The organism is Halobacterium litoreum, assembly GCF_021233415.1.
GTDB classification, from domain to species: domain Archaea; phylum Halobacteriota; class Halobacteria; order Halobacteriales; family Halobacteriaceae; genus Halobacterium; species Halobacterium litoreum.
This window is the reverse complement of sequence record NZ_CP089466.1, coordinates 143,968-163,253: the sequence shown is the minus strand read 5'-3', so window position 1 is coordinate 163,253 and position 19,286 is coordinate 143,968. Positions and strand designations below refer to the sequence as shown.

Genomic DNA, 19,286 nt, shown 5'->3' with positions numbered 1-19,286 from the left:
CTCACGTCTCGTGTCGATTCGGCGAGACCGTGCCTATTACTAGTTCCAGCGGATAGTTCGGCTATGGACGTGACAGGGCACCGCGGCCGAACTGTCGGCTCGATTGCGACCGGGTTAGTGACGCGAGGCCGGGTGTCTGTCTCCGGCCAGAGTGTCGCCAGTGACGCTACGGAAACGCCCGACTCGGTGGGGGCGGACGCGTGATCGAGGACGACGACCGCCTCGCCTCGAGCGAGGCGCGCGAAACCGCACTCGCGTGCGTCGAAGCCGGCATCGAGGCGGGGCACCCTCGGACGGTGGTCCGGGACGCCGTCGCACTCGACGGGGACACGCTCCGAATCGACGGCGCGACCTACGACCTCGGGGAGTACGAGGAACTGGTCGTTCTCGGCGGCGGCAACGCCGCGGCGCACGTCGCCGCCGCGCTCGAGGGGGTCCTCGGCGACAGGCTCGACGGCGGCGTCGTCGTCACGGACGACCCCGCGGACACGGAGCGCGTGACGGTCCGCGAGGGGGACCATCCGGTGCCGAGCGAGCGCGGCGTCGACGGGACCCGAGCGTTGCTCGCGGCGGCGGACGCGGCGGACGAGAACACGCTCGTCCTCGCGGCGATTACCGGCGGCGGCAGCGCGCTCATGGCTGCGCCGGCGGGGGACGTCTCGCTCGCCGACCTCCAGGACGCGACCGACGCCTTGCTCGCGAGCGGGGCCGACATCCACGAAATCAACGCGGTCCGTAAACACCTCTCTGCGCTGAAGGGCGGCCAGTTGGCTCGTCGCGCCGCCCCCGCGACGGTCGTCTCCCTCGTCCTCAGCGACGTCGTCGGGAACGACCTGAGCGTAATCGCGAGCGGACCCGTCGCTCCCGACGAGTCGACGTTCGACGACGCCCTCGCGGTCCTCAGTCGCTATGGAATCGACGCGCCCGACGCCGTCACGGCCCGCCTCGAGCGCGGCGCCGCCGGCGAAATCGACGAGACGCCGAGCGCGGACGACGCGGCGCTCGCGGCCGCCTCGAACCACGTCGTCGCCGACGGGATGACCGTACTCGAGGCGGCGCGGGAGACGGCGGCCGAGCGCGGCTACGAGACGCTCGTGCTCTCCTCGCGGGTTCGCGGTGAGGCCCGCGAAGCGGCGACGACACACGTCGCCGTCGCGGAGGAAATGCGGGCGACCGGCACGCCGGTTTCGCCGCCGGCTGTACTGCTGTCCGGCGGTGAGACGACGGTGACGATTCGCGGGGACGGGTCGGGCGGCCCGAACCAGGAGTTCGCGACGAGCGCGGCGCTCGGTCTCCGTGACAGCGGCGAGGACAGCGACGTCGAAGTCACGGTCGCGGCCGTCGACACCGACGGAATCGACGGTGCGACCGACGCGGCGGGCGCACTGGTCGACGGGACGACCGTCGAGGACCCCGAGGTGGCACGGGATGCGCTCGCGGCGAACGACGTGTATCCGTACCTCGAATCTCGGGACGCGCTCGTGCTGACGGGCCCGACCGGCACGAATCTGAACGACCTGCGGGTGCTGGTCGTCGCCTAGAAGACCAGGCCCGCCGCGTTCCGGAGGACGACGATCCAGAGGATACTCGAGACGCCGAGCACCAGCGTCGCGAGCGTCCAGACCTGGTAGGCCGTCGCCGTCTCCATGTCGGAGAACTCCGTGATGATCCAGAAGTAGGAGTCGTTGGCGTGGCTGACGGTCATGCTACCCGCACCGATTGCGAGGACGGCGAACACTTGGCCGAGTTCGGTGTTCAGGCCGAGCGACCCGAGCAGCGGCGCGACGAGGCTGGCCGTGGTCAGAATCGCGACCGTCGAGGAGCCGAGTGCGGACTTCATCGCGGCGGCGATGACGAACGCGGCGAACAGCCCGATTCCGAGGCCGCCCAGCGTGTCGGTGATGAAACTCTCGAGTGGCAGCGCGGCGAGCACTTCGCCGAACGCGCCGCCCGCGCCGGTCACCGCGAGGATGACTGCGGCGTTCTCGATGCCGTCGGAGACCCACTCGTCCGTGACGCTGCTGTCGAAGTCGGGCACGATACCGAAGGCGACGAACGCGCCGACGAGCAGCGCGACCGCGGGGTCACCGAGGAACAGCAGCCAGCGCTGGAGCGTCCCGGTGATGATTTCGGGGTTCTGCGCTTCGGGGTAGGCGGCGACGGAGCCGAGCGCGATGAGCGCAATCGGGACGACCAGCGGAGCGAACGACGCGGCGCGCGACGGCATCGTCCCGTACTCGTCTTTGATTTCGTCGATCGTCATCTCCGGATTGGGGTCGATGTGGTAGTTCGACGCGACTCTGTCGGCCCAGATTGCGGCGACGAAGACGATCGGTGCGCTGACGATGATGCCCGCGAGCATGACGAGGCCGATGTCCGCGCCGATGATCCCGGCAGCGGCGATGGGACCGGGCGTCGGCGGGACGAACACGTGCGTGACGTAGAGTCCGCCGGCGAGCGCGACGGCGAGCGTCGACAGCGAGAGCCCGGAGCGCTCGGCGAGCGACCGGTTCAGTCCGGAGAGAATGACGAACCCGGAGTCACAGAACACCGGGATGGAGACGAAACTCCCCGTAATAGCCATCACTTTCGTCGTGTGCTCTTCGCCGACGTAGTCGAGAATCGTCTCCGCGATGACGATCGCGGCGCCGGAGCGTTCGAGACAGGTGCCGATGATCGTCCCGGCGATGATGACGATGCCGATGTAGCCGAGGATGCCGCCGAATCCGTCTGTCACCAGCGTGGCTGCCCGCGCCGGGTCGAGTCCCGCGGCGAGCCCGGTCACGTAGGCGGCGATGAGAAGTGCGAGAAATGCGTGCAGATCCAGTTTCGCAGTGGCGACGATGATGAACGCCACCGCTGCGACGAGTAGCAGTACTAGTGGGAGTCCTTGTAGCATGCAAACGGAACACAACCATGCCAGTAAATGGCCTTTACGGCACTGTCCAGTTCTGCGCCGTCTCGGCTGGCGTTTCCACCGAGAGCGCGGCGCGACTGGCAGAGAAGAACAGACCGCGAGAGCGAACAATCCGGAACTACCGGCCGGCGCTGAGCCGGCGTCGAGACCGCCGTCTCAGACGTAGTGGAACCACTCTTCGCGGTCGCCGGCTTCCACCATGTCGAAGAACGCGGACTGGAGTTCCTCGGTGACCGGGCCGCGGGTGCCGGAGCCGATTTCGACGTTGTCGACCTTGCGGATGGGCGTGACTTCGGCGGCGGAGCCGGTGAAGAACAGTTCGTCGGCGGTGTGGAGTTCGCCCCGCGAGATGGAGACGTCGTCGTGGACGGTGTAGCCGCGCTCCTCGGCGAGCGTGATGACGGTGTCGCGGGTGATGCCGTCGAGGATGCTCTCGGAGAGGCCGGGCGTGTAAATCTCGTCGTCGCGCACGAGGAAGATGTTCTCGCCGGGGCCTTCCGCGACGTTGCCTTCCTTGTTGAGGACGATGGCCTCGGTGAAGCCGTTGCGGCGGGCTTCCTCGCCGGCGAGCATGCTGTTGACGTAGAGGCCGGTGGTCTTGGCGTTCGTGGGAATCTGGCTGGAGGCGTGCTTGCGCCACGAGGACACCATCACTTCGACGCCGTTCTGGAGGGCGTCCTCGCCGAGGTAGGCGCCCCACGGCCACGCGGCGATGGTGACGTCGGTCGGGCAGTCGCCGGGGGAGACGCCGAGGCTCTCGTAGCCGTAGTACGCGATGGGGCGGATGTAACAGGACGCGAGGTCCTGGCGGTCGAGGAGTTCCTCGGTGGCCTCGGTGAGTTCCTCGGGCGTGTACTCGATTTCGAGGTCGTAGGGCTTGCAGGACTCGTAGAGGCGGTCGAGGTGTTCCTCCCAGCGGAAGATGGCGGGGCCGTTGTCGGTGTCGTACGCGCGGACGCCCTCGAAGACGCCGCTGCCGTAGTGGAGCGCGTGAGTGAGTACGTGGACTTGGGCGTCCTCCCAGTCGCGGAATTCGCCGTCCATCCAGATGGTGTCGACGTCCATCTCGCTGAAGCTAGCCATGTGGGGGGCAATGCGGGCCCGGTTAATCAGTTTTCCCAGTCCGACCCGAACACCGATGTGGTTAGACAGCCAACAGTAAACCGGTGTGTCCACCGATGGTCGAACGAACGGCACGAGCGACGTGGAACGGCGCGCTCCCGTCCGGCGACGGGAGTCTGGCACTCGGTAGCGGCGCGTTCGAGGGCCCCTACGACTTCCGGTCGCGGTTCGAGGAGGGCGAGGCGACGAACCCCGAGGAACTGTTGGGCGCGGCCCACGCGGGCTGTTTCTCGATGGCGCTGGCCGGGGAGTTGGACCGCGCGGACTACGACCCCGACTCGGTCGAGACGGAGGCGACGGTCCACCTCGAAGAGGGCGAGGACGGCTGGACGATTACGCGCAGTCACCTCGATACGGTCGTCGAGGTCGAGGGAATCGACGACGAGGAGTTCCAATCTCTCGCCGAGGAGGCCAAGGAGAACTGTCCGGTGTCGCGAGCGCTCGGCGTGGAGAAGACGCTGGACGCGGAACTGCGCTGAGCGCGCGCCGAAACTGGCGAGCGTCGCCGGTATCTCCAACACCCGGCGAAAATTCCCTGCGATAATCTAACCGAGTGGCTTAATTACTAGAGAGAATTAGCAGGCGTCGATGAGCGAGTTCACGCCTCTCACCTACGACGACATCGACGACGCCCACCGGCCGAGTCTGCGGGAAGCGCTCGCGCCGGTGCTCGCCGTCGTCGTCTTCCTCGGCGTCGGCTCCGGCTACCTCGGGCTGGCGCCCCACGGACCGCTGCTGTGGAGCATCGCGTTCGCCGGGCTGTTCGCGCGCTACCGCCTCGGCTACGACTGGGACTCGGTGTACGACGCCGCGGCCAGCGGCCTCCGCATGGGCTTACAGGCGATTCTCATCCTGTTCGTCATCTACGGCCTCATCGCGACGTGGACCAGCGCCGGCACCATCCCCGGCCTGATGTACTACGGCCTCGGCGCGCTCACGCCCGCCACCTTCCTCCCCGTCACCGCCGTCCTCTCCGCAATCGTCGCGTTCGCCATCGGCTCCTCGTGGACCACCGTCGGCACGCTCGGCGTCGCGTTCGTCGGCATCGGCAACGGCCTCGGCGTCCCGCTGGCGATGACCGCCGGCGCCATCGTCTCCGGCGCGTACGCCGGCGACAAACAGAGTCCGCTCTCGGACACCACGAACCTCGCGGCCGCCGTCACCAACGCCGACCTCTACGACCACATCAACGGCATGCGCCTCGGCACCGCCATCGCGTTCGGGCTCTCGGTCGTCGCGTACGCCGTCCTCGGCGTCCTCGCCGTCGACGGCGGCGCCACGAACGTCGCCGCCGTCAGCGGCCCGCTCGCCGACACGTACGCGCTCGGCCCGCTCGTGTTCCTGCCGCTGGTCGTCACGTTCGGCCTCGCAATCCGGGGCTACCCCGCGCTCCCCGCGCTCCTCGCCGGCGTCTTCGCCGGCGCGTTCACGTCCGTCCTCGCGCAGGGCGTCTCCTTCACCGCGTCGTGGAACGCCTTCCTCAACGGCACCAGCCCCGCGACCGGGAGCGAACTCGTCAACGGCCTCCTGACCACGGGCGGCGTCTCCGGCTCCGCGTGGACCATCGCCGTCGTCGTCGCCGCGCTCGCCCTCGGCGGCCTGCTCGAACGCACCGGCGTCCTCCCGACGCTCGCCCACCACCTCACCGAGGCCGTCTGGTCGCCCGGCTCGCTCGTCGCCGGCACCGGCCTCGCCGCCGTCACCACGAACGCCTTCTCCGCCCAGCAGTACATGAGCATCGTCGTCCCCGGCGTCAGCCTCCGGAACCTCTACGACGAGTACGGCCTCGACGAGCGCGACCTCTCGCGGGCCGTCGAAGCCGCCGGCACCCCCACCGGGCCGTTCTTCCCGTGGCACGCCGGCGCCGTCTTCATGACCGGCGTCCTCTACACCAGCCAGTCGGCCGCCATCTCGTGGTGGTGGGCGCCGTACTACTTCTTCGGCATTCTCTCCCCGCTCGTGCTGTTCGCGATGGCGCTGTCCGGCCACGGCTACAATCAGGACCGCCAGAGCGCCGACTCGGCAGTTGTCGCGGACGACTGACGGCTACACCGCCAGCATCCGCCACTCGCCGTTCTCGTTCTTCTGTAGGTCGACCACGGCCTCCTCGGTGTACCGACCGTTCACGCGAATCGTTATCCGGAACTTCGCGGTGTCCGCGCGGTCGGTCTCCACGCGCTCCAGAGAGACGATTTCGACGCTCGTCTCCCGGATGTTCGCGGCGTCGATGGACTCGCCGTCCTCGTGAATCAGTTCGCGGGCCCGCGCCACGTTACCGGCGTCGACGGCACCGTAGAACGCCCGGACCACGTCCGCGGGACCGTCGATGCCGGAGTCGAAAACCCGGTCGTAGACGAACCAGCCGCCCGCCGCGAGCGCCGCGACGCCGCCGAGTTTCAAGGCGTCCCGGCGCCCCCACTCGGCGTCTCGGTCGGTCACGTCGGTGGCAGCGCCCGCCGCGCGCTGCGCTCGCTCGCGGCCCGCGTCCGCTTCGCCGTCGCTCTCGTCGGTCCACTGGAAGCCGGCCTCGTCGCTGCTGTCGTCGGCCGTCCCGCCCGCGCCGGCGGTCGCGTCGTCCCCGGCAGCGTCGTCGCTCGAATCGGCGGCAGACGCCTCGACCGGCTCGAACGGGACGTCGTCGCGGTCGACGACCGGGACGCCGTACTCGTCGGCGAGCGCGGACGCGGCGTCCGTGAGTCCGGCGGGCGCCGTCACGAACACCTCGTCGGGCCGTCGGTCGCTCGCGGTCGAGAGCAGGTACTTCACGTGCGGTTCGGCGACTCGGGCGCCGTCGCCGGTGACGACGACGCCGAGGAGCGTGTCGGTGCCGTCCGCCGTCTCGCGGCGTCCGGTGACGACTACCGTGTCCTCGCGGACGCGACTCGTCGCGGCCTCCCAACCGCGGTCGGCGACGTACGTCGCGACTGCGTCCGGATACGCGTCCCCCATGACGTGAGGGACGAGTCACCAAACCTACTTATCAATTTCTCTGAAAATGGTGGCGGGCGGAGCCGTCACTCCGCGAGCGCCGCCACCAACTCGCTGCCTTCGACGTAGACGAGGTCGTGGCGGTCGGCGTACGCCTTCGCGTCGGCGACCGAGCGCGCGTCCCCGGTCTCGTCGTCGAGCATCTCGCAGACGACGGCGGCGGGCGCGACGCCGGCTTCGTCGGCGAGCGCGACGCCGAGTTCGGTGTGGCCGAGGCGGTCGGCGAGCGACGGCGCGGCGCGCAGGACGTGGACGTGGCCGGGCGCGCGGAACGTCTCCGCGAAGTCCACGCTGTCGGGGTCGGCGGCGGCGCGCCCGAGTTCGGAGATGGTGAGCGCGCGGTCGGCGTCCGTGATGCCGGTGAAGGTGTCGCGGTGGTTCACGGGCAGGGAGAACGACGACCGGTCGTCGTACCCGAGGTGGCCGTGGTCGGCGGCGGGGTGGTCGAGTTCGTCGGCGAGGAACGGGAGGTCGAAGGCGTCGGCGGCCTCGGACCCGAGCGCGACGCAGACGAGGCCGCCCGCGTCGTTGCGGAGGCGCGCCACGTCGTCGGGCGCGACGGCCTCGGCGGGGTAAATCAGGTCGACTTCGCCCTCGCGGTCGGCGGCGTCGTGGACGAGCACGGGGTCGCCGTCGGCGAACGCGTCGACGGCGCGCTCGACGCCGGTGGCGTTACTGCTCTTCGACACGGACAGTCACCTCGTCGTCGTCCAGGAGGCCGAGTTCGTCGCGGAGTTTCTCGGGCGCGATGAGTTCGATCTGGTCCTCGTCGTGGTGGGTACGGTCGGGGACGATGACGTGGACCGGCGAGAACTCGCCGTCGGCGGCGGCGACCGTACACGGGTAGCAGGTCGCGGAGCCGTAGGTGCGGTCCTCGTCCTCCCAGCCCTCGATGGGGACGCCGTCCATCGCGTCCATCGCGGCGCGGGCGCGCTTGCTCTCGCCGTCGAGTTCGACGTTCAGCGTGCCGGGGTAGGGGTCGTAGCCGAGTTTCTCGACGAACTGGCGGTTGTAGCCGGGGAGGCTGATGTAGTGGCGGCCCTCGCCCATGCCGGAGGTGACGACGCCGACGAGGTCGAGTTCGCCGGGGTCCTCGAAGATGCGGCGGTAGTCCTCGTACTCGCGTTCGAGCGCTCGCTCGCCGGCCTCGGTGGCGGCGACCCACTGGCCGTCGCTGACGAGGTCGCGTTCCACGAGCGCGGCGTCCTCCAGGGCTTGCAGGCGGCGCGAGGCCGTCTGATTGGAGGCGTCGAGTCGGTCGGCGAGGTCGCCACAGGAGACTTTGACCTCGCCGCGGAGCGCGCCGTCGAGCGCGAGGAGTTTCAGCACGGCGAGTTCGTCGTACCCGACCTCGCCCGCGCCGGTGGCTTGTGACATACCCGTTCGTTCACTCGCGCGCCGCATAAGAATACCGGATGTGGAACGCGTCTCGAAACTGTGGGCGTCAGTCGGCGGCGGTCGAGCCCTCGTCCCAGAACGCCGAGTCGTGTCGGAGTTTCGGCACCCACGTGTCCTCCTCGCGGGCCAACAGGGCGATTCGCGACGACTCGTCGGTCTTCAACACCGGCAAGTCGAGATGTTCCTGCACGTCCTCGGCGAACTCGGTGACGGCCTCGGGACTCGGCATCGCCGACCGGTCGAGGCGGTCCCGCGAGTTCCCGACGTGCATGTAGGCTTTCAGTTCCACGAAGTCCGGGTCGGCGCGCTCGAAGAAGCCCGCGTACCAGTCCGGATTCGCCATGTTCTCGCCCTCCACGAGCGTCGTCCGCAGGACGGTTCGCGTGTTGTCTTTCTCGTGGAGCACGTCCATCGTGTCCACGAGTTTCTCCCACGCGTCGTCCTCCGTCGCCCCCACCACGTCGTCGAACGTCGCGCGCTCCGGCGCGTCAACCGAGACGTACAGTTGCGTCGGGTCGCACTCCCGGAGCACCTCGGGGCGCGTCCCGTTCGACACGAGGAACGTCGTCAGCCCGCGGTCGTGGAACGCCTCGATGAGTTCCGGGAGGTGGGGGTAGAGGGTGGGTTCGCCGTCCAGCGAGATGGCGACGTGCCGGGGCTCCATCGCCTCCTCGAAGCGCTCTCTGGGGACCTCGTCGTTCCCGCCGAACCCCGACAGCAGGCGCTTCTGGAGGCGAATCGAGGCGTCCACCACGGCCTCCGGGTCGTCCCACTCCACGCCGTCGAGTTCGTACGTGTGCCCGGAGTGGTCCCGCCAGCAGAACACGCAGCGCTCGTTACACCGCACGACCGGCGTCATCTGGATGCACCGGTGCGAGCGGATGCCGTAGAACGCGTGCTTGTAACACGTCCCCTCGCCGCGCAGGGAGTTCGCGGTCCACCCGCAGGTCTGGGCCGCGGTATGGTTCTCGCTGTGATAGTCCGGGTCGCTCACCTGCTTGGGACCGTCGGACTCGCTCATTGGTCAACGCCAGACGGTCCAGACGTAAAACGTCACTCGCTTCGCTCGGTCAGTACGTCGTCTTCCGGTAGAAACTGCGCGCCGCCCGGAACGCCGGCCACCCGACCCGGGAGAGCCCCTTCTGCCACTGGCAGGTCGGAATCGCCTCGCCGCCGTAGCCGTCCTTGTGCCGGAACACGCCGTCCCGGTAGTCGGCGCCCGTCCCGCCGAAGTCGTAGTACCGGTAGCCCCGCGCTTGGGCCCACTGGATGGCGTGGGCGTGCAGCAGTTCGGAGGGGTTGTCCTCGAAGTGCGCCTCGTCGCCGATGGCGGCGAAGTAGTAGTGGACGGTGGACTGCTCGTCGTCCAGGAGGTAGAGGTAGCGTCCGACCTCCCGTCCGTCCACCGCGACGCCGAACACCTTCACGCGGTCGCCGAGTCGGTCGACCAGCCCCTCGAAGAAGTCGAAGTCGAACGTCTCGCCGCCCGCGCGCTCGATGTTCCGGCAGTACGCCTCGTAGGTCTCCCGGAGCGGTTCGGGTTCGAGGGGCACGTCGCGGTAGGTCACGTCGCGGTCGTCCATCTGCCGGAGCGCGCGGCGCCGGTCGGCGTCCATGTCCGCGCGGATGTCGTCCCAGTCGCGTTCTAGGTGGACGCGGAACCGACAGTTCACGTTGACGGGGCGGTAGCCGCGCTTCGCGAACGGCTTGCCGTACCGCACGTACCCGAGGTCGTTCGTCCGCACCGTGTGGTGGAGCGTCCCGAACCCGGAGATTCGCTCCAGGCCGTCGAACAGCGCGTCCAAGCAGTCGTCCTCGCTGCCCGTCACCACCGGCCCGCCGAACCCCGGGTCGACGGACACCAACTCTCGCACCGGGAGAGACGTCGACACCTTCGTCCACCCCGGCACGTAGATGGGCGAGACGAAGTTCGGGAACACCCCGACCGGATTCCCGCCCTTCTCCGCGACGACGTGTTTCGGCTCCAGGTCCAGCGTCGCCTCCGCGAGCGCCAGCCACTCGTGGCGCTGGAAGACGCTCCCGAGGGCGGACTGCTCGACGACGTTGTTCCACTGGTTCGGGTCGGCGTCGGTTATCGAATCGAGGACTGAGACGGCGATATCTGCCATGCGTCGGAATTGACGGGCCGAGAGTTGCACTCGGAGTTCGGCCGTGGAACGGCCGCGTGTTGCGAATTACACTACCCGTCCGGTAAGGTACACTTTCCCGACGACCCGCATTGTATTTCACAGCCTACTCGCGAGTAGGCGACGCGTACCGTCGGTTCGCGGGCCGACGGACACGCCGCCGCGTAGCCCATTCAGAACACCTTTTGCCGGCGACGCCCACCGCACGGGTATGTTCATCGCCTTCCGCCGGGAAGTCGAAGCGGCCCTCGAGGCCGCGCTCGACGACCTCGGCTACCCGACCGGGGACCTCGGCATCGAGGAACCGCCAGCGGACGTGCCCGCAGTGTTGGCGTCCAGCGCGGCGTTCCGCCTCGCGAGCGAAGCGGGCGCGCCGCCGCCGCAGGTCGCCGGCGAACTCGCCGACGCAATCGACCTCTCGGACGCCGAGTACGTCGCGGCCGCCACCCCGCAGGGCCCGTACGTGAACTTCTCGCCGAGCGACGCCTACTTCGAGGGGACGCTGGAAGCCGCCCAAACCGAGGACTGGGGACGGCTCCCCGACACCGGCGAGTCCGTCGTCGTCGAGCACACGAGCGCGAACCCGACCGGGCCCGTCCACGTCGGTCGCGCCCGCAACCCCATTCTCGGGGACGCCGTCGCGCGCGTCATGGACTACGCCGGCCACGACGTCACCCGCGAGTACTACGTGAACGACGCCGGCCGCCAGATGGCGGTGTTCACGTGGGCGTACGAGACGTTCGACGAGAGCGACCTCGACGAACCGCCGGAGCGCGACCGCATCGAGTACGACCTCGTGCGCTACTACCGGAAGGGCAACGAAGTCCTCGAAGACGGCGACCCCGAGGAAGTCGAGGCCGCCGAGGCCGAGGTGCAGGAGATTCTGCAGGGCCTAGAGGCGGGCGACGAGGCGACCTACGAGCGCGTCGAGGAGGTCGTCGACCAGGTGCTCGGCGGGATGCGTGAGTGCCTCGAACGCCTGCCCGCGGAGTTCGACCAGTTCGTCAAGGAGACGCGGTTCATGTTCGACGGCGCGACCGACGACGTGGCCGAGCGCCTGAAATCGATGGACAACGCGGTTCTCGAAGAGGGTGCGTGGCAACTCGACCTCGAAGAGTTCGAGAAGAAACTCGTCTTCCTGCGCTCGGACGGCACCAGCCTCTACACCACCCGCGACCTCGCGCACCACGAGTGGAAGTTCGCGGAGTTCGACCGCGCCGTCACCGTCCTCGGCGAGGACCACAAACTGCAGGCCGGCCAACTGCGCGCCGCCCTCGACCTGCTCGGGAACGACGTGAGCCAACTGGACGACCTCATCTACTCGTACGTGAACCTCCCCGAGGGGAAGATGAGCACGCGCGCCGGCACCGGCGTCGACCTCGACGACCTGCTCGACGAAGCCGTCGACCGCGCCGAGGACGCCGTTCGCTCCCGGCTGGACGACCGCATCCGCGACGACGACCTCACAGAGGAGGACGTCGACCGCATCGCCCGGCAGGTCGGCATCGGCGCTGTTCGCTACGACATCGTCTCGAAACAGCCGACGAAGGCGATTACGTTCAAGTGGGACGACGCGCTCGACTTCGAGGGGCAGAGCGCGCCGTACATCCAGTACGCGCACGCCCGGACCTGCGGGATTCTGGACGAAGCCGACGGCGCGGCCCACGCGCTCGACGCCAGCGAACTGGACACGAACGAGGAGCGCGCGCTGCTGAAAGCCATCGCGCGGTTCCCCGGCGTCGTCGAGGAGGCCGCGACCGACCTCGAACCCCACCAGGTCGCGACGTACGCCCGCGAGTTCGTGGACGCGTTCAACGCCTTCTACCGGTCGTGTCCCGTGCTCGCCGACGACGTGGACGACGACACCAAGGAAGCGCGCCTCGCGCTCGTCGCGGCGTCACAGCACACGCTCGCGAACGCACTCGACGTCCTCGGCATCGAAGCGCCCGACTCGATGTAGCCTAGATGGCGCCGACGAACGCCAGCGCGCCGTAGACGGTGCCGAGCGCCAACAGAACGTAGAAAATCAGCCAGCCGGTCGAAATCGAGTTGTCGGTGTCCATGTTCCACACTCGGACGTGCCGGTCGCTTATTTGTTCCCGTTCGAACCGAGCAAGCCGCCGGTCACGCGCGAGAGCAGCGACCGGCTGCCGCCGTCACCCGAATCGTCGACCATCTCGGAGAGCGCCGCGTTCGCCGCGGCCGACTCCTCGCCGTCCCCGTCCCGGAACGACACGGGCGGGGACTCCCCGAGCAGTTCGTAGCCGAGTTCCCGGTAGGACTGGCCGGCGGGGCTCTCGGGCGCGTACTCCAACAGCGGTTCGCCCGCCTCCTCGCTCGCCGCGACGGTGCTGTCCTCGGGCACCGTCCCGAGCACGTCCACGTCCATCGCGTCGACCGCCTCGTCGGTGTTCACGTCCGACGCGCCGACCCGCGTGAGCACGAGGCCCGCCACGCTCCCGCCGACGCGCTCGACGAGTTCGAGGGTCTTCTCCGTGTTCTCCAGCGCCGCGACCTGCGGTGTCGACACCAGTACGGTGTCGTCGGCGAGCCCCAGCGGCACCGTCGTGTCGTGGCTCAGACCGCCACCCGTGTCGACGATGACGACGTCGTACTTCTCGCGGAGTTCGCCCGCCACGTCCCGGAGTTTCGACGGGTCGGCGCGCCCGAAGTCCTCGATGTCCGTGCCGCCAACCATCACGTCGAAGCCGCCGGGCGCTTCCGCGACGGCGTCCATCGCGTCGGCCTCCCCCGCGAGCACGTCGTGGAGCGTCGCGTCGGCTTGCTCCACATCGAGGACGGCCCCCACGTTCGCCATCCCCAAGTCGTAGTCCACGAGCACCACCGACCGACCGGCTTCGGCCATCGCCGCCGCGGCGTTGACCGCGGTCGTCGTCTTGCCGACGCCGCCCTTCCCAGAAGCGACGGCGAACACGCGCCCTGTCATTGCCTACGCCTACGCACACTGCGACATAAAGCGTTTGGCGGGCGTCGACGAGCGCGCACGCAGGGAAGACACCGATAGAGCGCCCGCAACGCCACGCGAGTGGTCGTCTAGCAGGTCAAAGGTTACTTACCCGCTGGCCGGCTATTTCGCCGCAATGAGCGAACAGGACGAGGTACCGTCCGAGGACCGACGCAAGTACGAGTTCCAGAAAGTCATCGAGGAACTCAAAGACTACGAGGGGAGTGGCACGCAACTCGTCACCATCTACATCCCCCCGGACAAGCAGGTCTCGGACGTCGTCGCCCACGTCACCCAGGAACACTCCGAAGCCTCGAACATCAAGTCCAAGCAGACGCGGACGAACGTCCAGGACGCCCTCACGTCCATCAAGGACCGCCTCCGGTACTACGACACCTTCCCGCCGGACAACGGGATGGTCATCTTCTCCGGCGCGGTCGACTCCGGCGGCGGGCGCACCGACATGGTCACCGAAGTCCTCGAATCGCCGCCCCAGCCCATCGAGTCGTTCCGCTACCACTGCGACTCCGCGTTCCTCACGGAACCCCTCGAAGAGATGCTCGGGGACAAGGGCTTGTATGGCCTCATCGTCCTCGACCGCCGCGAAGCCAACGTCGGCTGGCTGAAGGGCAAACGCATCGAGGCCGTCAAGTCCGCGTCCAGCCTCGTCCCCGGCAAACAGCGGAAAGGTGGTCAGTCCGCACAGCGATTCGCCCGCCTCCGCCTCGAAGCCATCGACAACTTCTACCAGGAAATCGCGGAGATGGCAGACGACCTCTTCGTCGCCAAACGCCACGAACTCGACGGCATCCTCGTCGGCGGCCCCTCACCGACCAAAGACGAGTTCCTCGACGGCGACTACCTCCACCACGAACTCCAAGACAAAGTCCTCGGGAAGTTCGACGTCTCCTACACCGACGAATCCGGCCTGAAAGAACTCGTCGACCGCGCACAGGACACGCTCGCGGAAGCCGACCTGATGGACGACAAGGCGGACATGGAGGAGTTCTTCAAGGAACTCAACGGCGGCGACCTCGCCACCTACGGGTTCGAGCCGACGCGCAAGAACCTCGTCATGGGCTCCGTCGAAACGCTGCTCATCTCCGAGGACCTCCGGAAGGACGTCGTCACCTACGAGTGCCCCAACGAGCACGAAGAACGCGAACTCATCTCCCAGCGCAGCGACACCCCCGACCACGAGTGTAGCGACTGCGGCGAGGACGCCGAAGTCGTCGAACGCGAGGACGCCATCGACCACCTCATGGACATCGCCGACCAGCGCGGCACCGACACCCACTTCATCTCCACCGACTTCGAGAAAGGCGAACAACTGCTGACGGCGTTCGGCGGCTTTGCGGGTCTCCTGCGGTACGGCACGGGCGTCTAGAACCCACTTTTTGCGCTGCACGAGGGGCGCGCGGAGCGCGCCTCTCGTTCGGCAAAAACTTGGGGAAAAAGCGGCGTCAGACCCCCGTTGGGGGTCCTCGCCGCCAGCGCGCTTCGCGCGCTGTGAACCGCGAGCGCCGGTGGCGATCGCGGATGCTCGGCGTGTTTTTCGGGGTTGCGGCTTACCGCCCGATGGTCCCCTGTCGCGTGACGGGCGCGTCGGGGTCGATGGAGAACGCGACGAGCGTCGAGTCCTCGGTGGCGGTCACCGACACGTCGCCGTCGCCGGTGACGAGCGCGCTCTCCGTGTACCCGAGGCTGGTGTCTTCGAGTTCGACGGCGCCGTCGAACACGTAGAGGTAGGTGTCCCGGCCGGGTTTCGAGGGGAGCGAGACCGTCGCGTCCGCGTCGAGGCGGCAGTCGTAGAAGTCGACCTCGTTGCGGACGTACAGCGGCGCGTCGCCGCCCTCGGGGCCGAAGAGGTGGCGCCACGCGTTCGGCGTCGGGTCCGGAATCGGCTCGTGCTGGATGCCGGGTTCGAGACCGAGGCTGTGCGGGCGCACGAAAATCTGGAGCATGCGTAGCGGCGGGTCGTCGTCGAGCGTCTCCTCGGCGTGCCAGAACCCCTCGCCCGCGTTCATCACCATCAGGTGGTCGGGGTCGGTGACGAGTTCGTTGCCCTCGCCGTCGTCGTGGCGCATCACGCCCGCTGGCACCCACGAGATGATTTCCTCCTCGCGGTGCTGGTGCATGCGAATCAGCGTCCCCGGGTCCATGAACGACTCGACGACCGTCGCCAGCGGCCCGTAGCCGTGGTCGCCGTGGTCCGGGAGCGCGCGCCCGGGGAAGTTGAAGTGCGTCCGGAACTTCCCCTGGTTCCGAGAGACGTCGGTTCGCCCGAGGGCGTGGATTCGCGGTTTCGTTCGGCCCGACGCGGAATCCTCCATGCGTGAGGACTCGGGCCGAGCGAAGAAGTGGGTTCCGCGCGCGGCGAGACCGACCGCCTTCGCGGGAGTGGTCGGCGGCCGGTCAGTCGTCGGCGTGCGCGAGTTCGAAGGGGTACGGCGGCAGGCGGAGTTCGTCGAGCCCGGGGAGGTGTTTGACGTTGTAGACGACCTTCAGTTCGCCGGAGAGCGGGACGCCGTTACACGAGAGGCGGAAGTCCCGGTCGAGGAGGTCGTCGTCGAGGATGTGGTCGGTGGGCTGTGAGAGTTCGCCGTCGACGAGCGCGACGGCGCAGTTCGCACAGGCGCCGCCGCGACAGGCGTACGGCCACGCGTACCCGCGGCGCTCCGCGGCTTCCAGCAGCGACTCGCCGGGCTCCACGACGAACTCGCCGTGGTCGAGGGGGTCGAGGTCGGTGGTGTCGGCCTTCTCGAAGAGGTCGTCGTCGTCCAGCGTCCACTCGTAGTCCTCGATGGCGTCGTAGTTCAGGTACTCCACGGTGGTCTCGGCGGACGCCGGTTTCCGGTCGACGTTCTCGGGGTCGGTGTCCACAGCGGTCTCGTCGAACTCCCCGGTTTCGCCGGCCTCGATGGCGTCGTAGGCGGCGCGAACCAACTGGAACGCCTCGGTGGAGCCGCCCTGGTCGGGGTGGGTCTCCATCACCTTCCGGCGGTACGCCCGCTCGATCGCCTCGTCGTCCGCGTCGGGGGCGACGTCGAGAATCTCGTGCGGGGAGTCCACACCGGGGGTTACGGCCGAGACGGGATAAGTGCAACTGCCGCCTACGTCATCGCCGCGTCTCCGACCCCGGGGTGGTCGCGGGCGTACGCGACCAACGCATCGACGTAGGACTCGAAGGGCGGACAGGAGACGCCCGTGCCGGCGAGCGCGCGGGTGGCGTTCGGCGCGACGTACCGCGTCGGGTGCGTGAAGTAGTCCAGCGTCTCCGGCGGGATGCCCGCGACGCGCCGGCCCAATCCGGTACCGAGGACGCGCTTCGCGAGGGCGCGCGTCGTCGGCACCGGGAGGACGCGCGTGTCGGTCGCCTCGGCGAACAGGCGCGTGAGTTCGGGAATCGTCGGCGGGTTCGGGTCGCAGAGCTGGTAGACTGCGCACGCGTCGTCGCTCTCGCGCTCGCTGAGGCGGTCGATTGCGTCCACGACGTAGTTCCGCGGCACGACGTTGAGTTCGGTCGCGGCCATCCCCGGGAACGCCGGCAGTGGCGCGATTCCCGGGCACCGCTGGAGCCAGCGCAACACGAAGTACGGGCCGTCGTACTTCTGGGTCTCGCCGGTCTCGCTGTCCCCGACGGCGATGGCGGGCCGGTAGATAGTCGTCGGCAATTCCTCGCCCATCCGCTCCTGCACGTCGACTTCGGCTTCGAACTTCGTCGCCTCGTAGTGGTTGTTGAACGACTGGCCCACGTCGAGGTCGTCGGGGCCGAACACGCCGTCGTGGCGGCCGCTCACGTAACACGTGCTGACGTAGTGGAACCGTCGGAGGGCACAGCCCTCGGCGAAGTCGAGGACGTGACCGGTGCCGTCGACGTTGACGGCGTCGCCGACCGCGCGGTCGACGGCGAGGTCGTAGACGGCGGCGAGGTGGAACGCTTCGGTGACTTCCCGCTGGAGCGCGCCGTACTCGTCGCCGAGACCGAGGTCGGGGTCGGTGATGTCGCCGTCGTGGAGGACGATTCGGTTCCGCCAGTCGTCACCGGCCAGACTGCGGGCGCGCTCCTCGGCCGCGCCCCGGTACTTCGGTTGGACGAGACAGTGAACCGTCTCCGTTCGGTCGAGCAGGCGCTCGACGAGCGCGGACCCGAGGAACCCCGGGAAGCCGGTGAGGAAGACGCTCACCGCGCCCACCCCGGGAGCTTCGAGAGCAGGCGCGTGCCGGTCGTCATCGCGCGCGCCCACAGCCCGGTCGGGAGCGGCCCGGTGTCGATGCGGGGGCCGCGCTGGACCGCGACGGTCTGGGACTCGGTGTACTTCAGGAGGCCGTCGTCGCCGTGCCGTCGCCCGATGCCGGAGTCGCCGACGCCGCCCATCGGCGCGTCGAGCGACGCCCACGTCGCGACGTACCCCTCGTTGACGTTGACGGTGCCACACTGAACGCGGCGCGCGACGCGCTCCCCGCGGTCGGTGTCTTCGGTCCACACCGACGCGTTCAGGCCGTAGTCGGAGTCGTTCGCGCGCGCGACGGCCTCGTCCGCGCTTTCGACCCGGTAGAGACTCACCACCGGCCCGAACGTCTCCTCGTCGTGGACCGCCATCTCGGGGGTCACGTCCGCCAGAATCGTGGGTTCGTGGAAGTACGGCCCGAGGTCCGAGCGCTCCCGGCCGCCCGCCAGCACGGACGCGCCGCGCTCGACGGCGTCGGTGACGTGCCGGGCCGTCTTCCGGAGTTGCGCGGCGGACTGGAGCGACCCCACGTCGGCCGCGTAGTCGAACCCCGCGCCGAGTCGGCGGTCACGGACCTCGCCGACGAACGCGTCCCGGAAGTCCTCGTAGACGGCGTCGTGGACGTAGAGGCGTTCCGTACTGACGCAGAGCTGGCCGGCGTTCGCGAAGCACGCGCGGGCCGCACCCTCCGCGGCCGCCTCGGGGTCGGCGTCGTCCAGCACGAGCAGGGGGTTCTTCCCGCCGAGTTCCAGCGAGCAGTCCACGAGATTCCGCCCCGCCTGCGCCGCCACCTCTCGGCCCGCGGCGGTCGACCCCGTGAAGCAGACGTAGTCGGCGCGGTCCACGACGGCCGCCCCTGCGCGTGCACCCTCGCCGGGGACGACGCAGAGCAAGTCCGGGGGGAGGCCGGCGTCCACGAGCAGGCGGCGCGCGAGCAACGCGGTGTGCGTGGTCTGCTCGGCGGGCTTCAGGACGACGGCGTTCCCCGCCGCGAGCGCCGGGAGAGCGTCCGAGACGGCGAGCGTGATGGGGTAGTTCCACGGCGAGACGACGCCGACGACGCCCACCGGGTGACGGTGGACCGTCGTCTTCGTCAGGCCGGGGACCGCGCCGCCGCGGCGCTCGCTTTCGAGGAGGTCGGGCGCGACGTTCGCGTAGTGACTCGCCGTCGCCGCCACGTCCAACACCTCCTCGACGGCGTCACGGCGGGACTTCCCGGTCTCCAGTTGCGCGAGGTCCAGAAGCGAGTCTCGGGCGTCCAGCACGCGCTCGGCGTACCGGTCGAGGACGGCGACGCGCTCCGCGACCGGGCGCTCGGCCCACTCGGCTTGCGCGTCGCGAGCGCGCTCGTAGGCGGCGGCCGCGTCGGCCTCGGTGCCGTCGGGAATCGAGGCAATCTGCTCGCCCGTGTACGGCGCTTCGACGGCGACGCTCGCGCGGTCCCCCGCGACGACGAGCGCCTCGCGAAGGTCGGCCAACCGGTCGGCGTCCGCCCACTCCGTGTTCATACGTCGCGT

The 19,286-nt window shown here is 69.0% G+C and carries 17 protein-coding genes; 5 read left to right on the top strand and 12 right to left on the bottom strand.

All coding sequences use genetic code 11. The features are described 5' to 3' along the window. Nucleotides 1–200 precede the first annotated feature (200 nt). Nucleotides 201–1,541, top strand: a complete 1,341-nt coding sequence (locus LT972_RS00865; RefSeq protein ID WP_232571305.1) for a glycerate kinase type-2 family protein — start codon at nucleotides 201–203, stop codon at nucleotides 1,539–1,541. On the opposite strand, the gene LT972_RS00860 is transcribed toward LT972_RS00865, so the two are convergent. Next, a complete protein-coding gene (locus LT972_RS00860; RefSeq protein WP_232571304.1) occupies nucleotides 1,538–2,899 on the bottom strand; it encodes a GntP family permease in 1,362 nt (453 codons plus the stop codon). The genes LT972_RS00865 and LT972_RS00860 overlap by 4 nt on opposite strands. Nucleotides 2,900–3,073: 174 nt before the next feature. Then, the gene (locus LT972_RS00855) at nucleotides 3,074–4,000 is read right to left on the bottom strand and encodes a branched-chain amino acid transaminase (RefSeq protein WP_232571303.1); all 927 of its coding nucleotides are present in this window, start codon (nucleotides 3,998–4,000) and stop codon (nucleotides 3,074–3,076) included. A gap of 95 nt (nucleotides 4,001–4,095) precedes the next feature. Between LT972_RS00855 and LT972_RS00850 the strand changes: the two genes are divergently transcribed. Both LT972_RS00850 and arcD read left to right on the top strand, forming a co-directional pair. Further along, nucleotides 4,096–4,518, top strand: a complete 423-nt coding sequence (locus LT972_RS00850; RefSeq protein WP_232571302.1) for an OsmC family protein — start codon at nucleotides 4,096–4,098, stop codon at nucleotides 4,516–4,518. Nucleotides 4,519–4,627: 109 nt separating this feature from the next. Next, nucleotides 4,628–6,082 (top strand): arginine/ornithine antiporter ArcD, encoded by a 1,455-nt coding sequence (arcD, locus tag LT972_RS00845; protein ID WP_232571301.1) that lies wholly within the window; start codon nucleotides 4,628–4,630, stop codon nucleotides 6,080–6,082. Between the two features lie 3 nt (nucleotides 6,083–6,085). Here the strand turns inward: arcD and LT972_RS00840 are convergent, their stop codons facing one another. The 5 genes from LT972_RS00840 to LT972_RS00820 form a co-directional block, all read right to left on the bottom strand. Then, a complete protein-coding gene (locus LT972_RS00840) occupies nucleotides 6,086–6,988 on the bottom strand; it encodes a nuclear transport factor 2 family protein (protein ID WP_232571300.1) in 903 nt (300 codons plus the stop codon). A gap of 65 nt (nucleotides 6,989–7,053) precedes the next feature. Then, nucleotides 7,054–7,716, bottom strand: a complete 663-nt coding sequence (gene ribB, locus LT972_RS00835) for a 3,4-dihydroxy-2-butanone-4-phosphate synthase (protein ID WP_232571299.1) — start codon at nucleotides 7,714–7,716, stop codon at nucleotides 7,054–7,056. Further along, nucleotides 7,700–8,404, bottom strand: coding sequence for a CTP-dependent riboflavin kinase (locus LT972_RS00830; protein WP_232571298.1), 705 nt, complete (start codon nucleotides 8,402–8,404; stop codon nucleotides 7,700–7,702). Before LT972_RS00830 ends, ribB begins: the two co-directional genes overlap by 17 nt. A gap of 67 nt (nucleotides 8,405–8,471) precedes the next feature. Continuing rightward, nucleotides 8,472–9,446, bottom strand: a complete 975-nt coding sequence (gene twy1, locus LT972_RS00825) for a 4-demethylwyosine synthase TYW1 (RefSeq protein WP_232571297.1) — start codon at nucleotides 9,444–9,446, stop codon at nucleotides 8,472–8,474. A gap of 49 nt (nucleotides 9,447–9,495) precedes the next feature. Beyond that, nucleotides 9,496–10,554 (bottom strand): GNAT family N-acetyltransferase, encoded by a 1,059-nt coding sequence (locus LT972_RS00820; protein ID WP_232571296.1) that lies wholly within the window; start codon nucleotides 10,552–10,554, stop codon nucleotides 9,496–9,498. A gap of 229 nt (nucleotides 10,555–10,783) precedes the next feature. On the opposite strand from LT972_RS00820, the gene argS reads away from it, so the two are divergent. After that, a complete protein-coding gene (gene argS / locus LT972_RS00815; protein ID WP_232571295.1) occupies nucleotides 10,784–12,532 on the top strand; it encodes an arginine--tRNA ligase in 1,749 nt (582 codons plus the stop codon). A 129-nt stretch (nucleotides 12,533–12,661) separates the two neighbouring features. Here argS and minD read toward each other — a convergent pair whose 3' ends face one another. Continuing rightward, nucleotides 12,662–13,519, bottom strand: coding sequence for a cell division ATPase MinD (gene minD / locus LT972_RS00810; protein WP_232571294.1), 858 nt, complete (start codon nucleotides 13,517–13,519; stop codon nucleotides 12,662–12,664). A 154-nt stretch (nucleotides 13,520–13,673) separates the two neighbouring features. Between minD and prf1 the strand changes: the two genes are divergently transcribed. After that, nucleotides 13,674–14,924 (top strand): peptide chain release factor aRF-1, encoded by a 1,251-nt coding sequence (gene prf1 / locus LT972_RS00805; RefSeq protein WP_232571293.1) that lies wholly within the window; start codon nucleotides 13,674–13,676, stop codon nucleotides 14,922–14,924. 181 nt (nucleotides 14,925–15,105) lie between these two features. Here the strand turns inward: prf1 and LT972_RS00800 are convergent, their stop codons facing one another. The 4 genes from LT972_RS00800 to LT972_RS00785 all read right to left on the bottom strand — a co-directional run bounded on the left by LT972_RS00800 (nucleotide 15,106) and on the right by LT972_RS00785 (nucleotide 19,277). Then, a complete protein-coding gene (locus LT972_RS00800) occupies nucleotides 15,106–15,870 on the bottom strand; it encodes a pirin family protein (RefSeq protein WP_232571292.1) in 765 nt (254 codons plus the stop codon). 82 nt (nucleotides 15,871–15,952) lie between these two features. Continuing rightward, nucleotides 15,953–16,609: a ferredoxin Fer gene (gene fer / locus LT972_RS00795; protein WP_232571291.1), complete on the bottom strand. Its 657-nt coding sequence runs from the start codon at nucleotides 16,607–16,609 to the stop codon at nucleotides 15,953–15,955. Nucleotides 16,610–16,650: 41 nt separating this feature from the next. Further along, nucleotides 16,651–17,724, bottom strand: a complete 1,074-nt coding sequence (locus tag LT972_RS00790) for an SDR family oxidoreductase (protein ID WP_232571290.1) — start codon at nucleotides 17,722–17,724, stop codon at nucleotides 16,651–16,653. Beyond that, nucleotides 17,721–19,277, bottom strand: a complete 1,557-nt coding sequence (locus tag LT972_RS00785) for a succinic semialdehyde dehydrogenase (RefSeq protein ID WP_232571289.1) — start codon at nucleotides 19,275–19,277, stop codon at nucleotides 17,721–17,723. Before LT972_RS00785 ends, LT972_RS00790 begins: the two co-directional genes overlap by 4 nt. Nucleotides 19,278–19,286 lie beyond the last annotated feature (9 nt).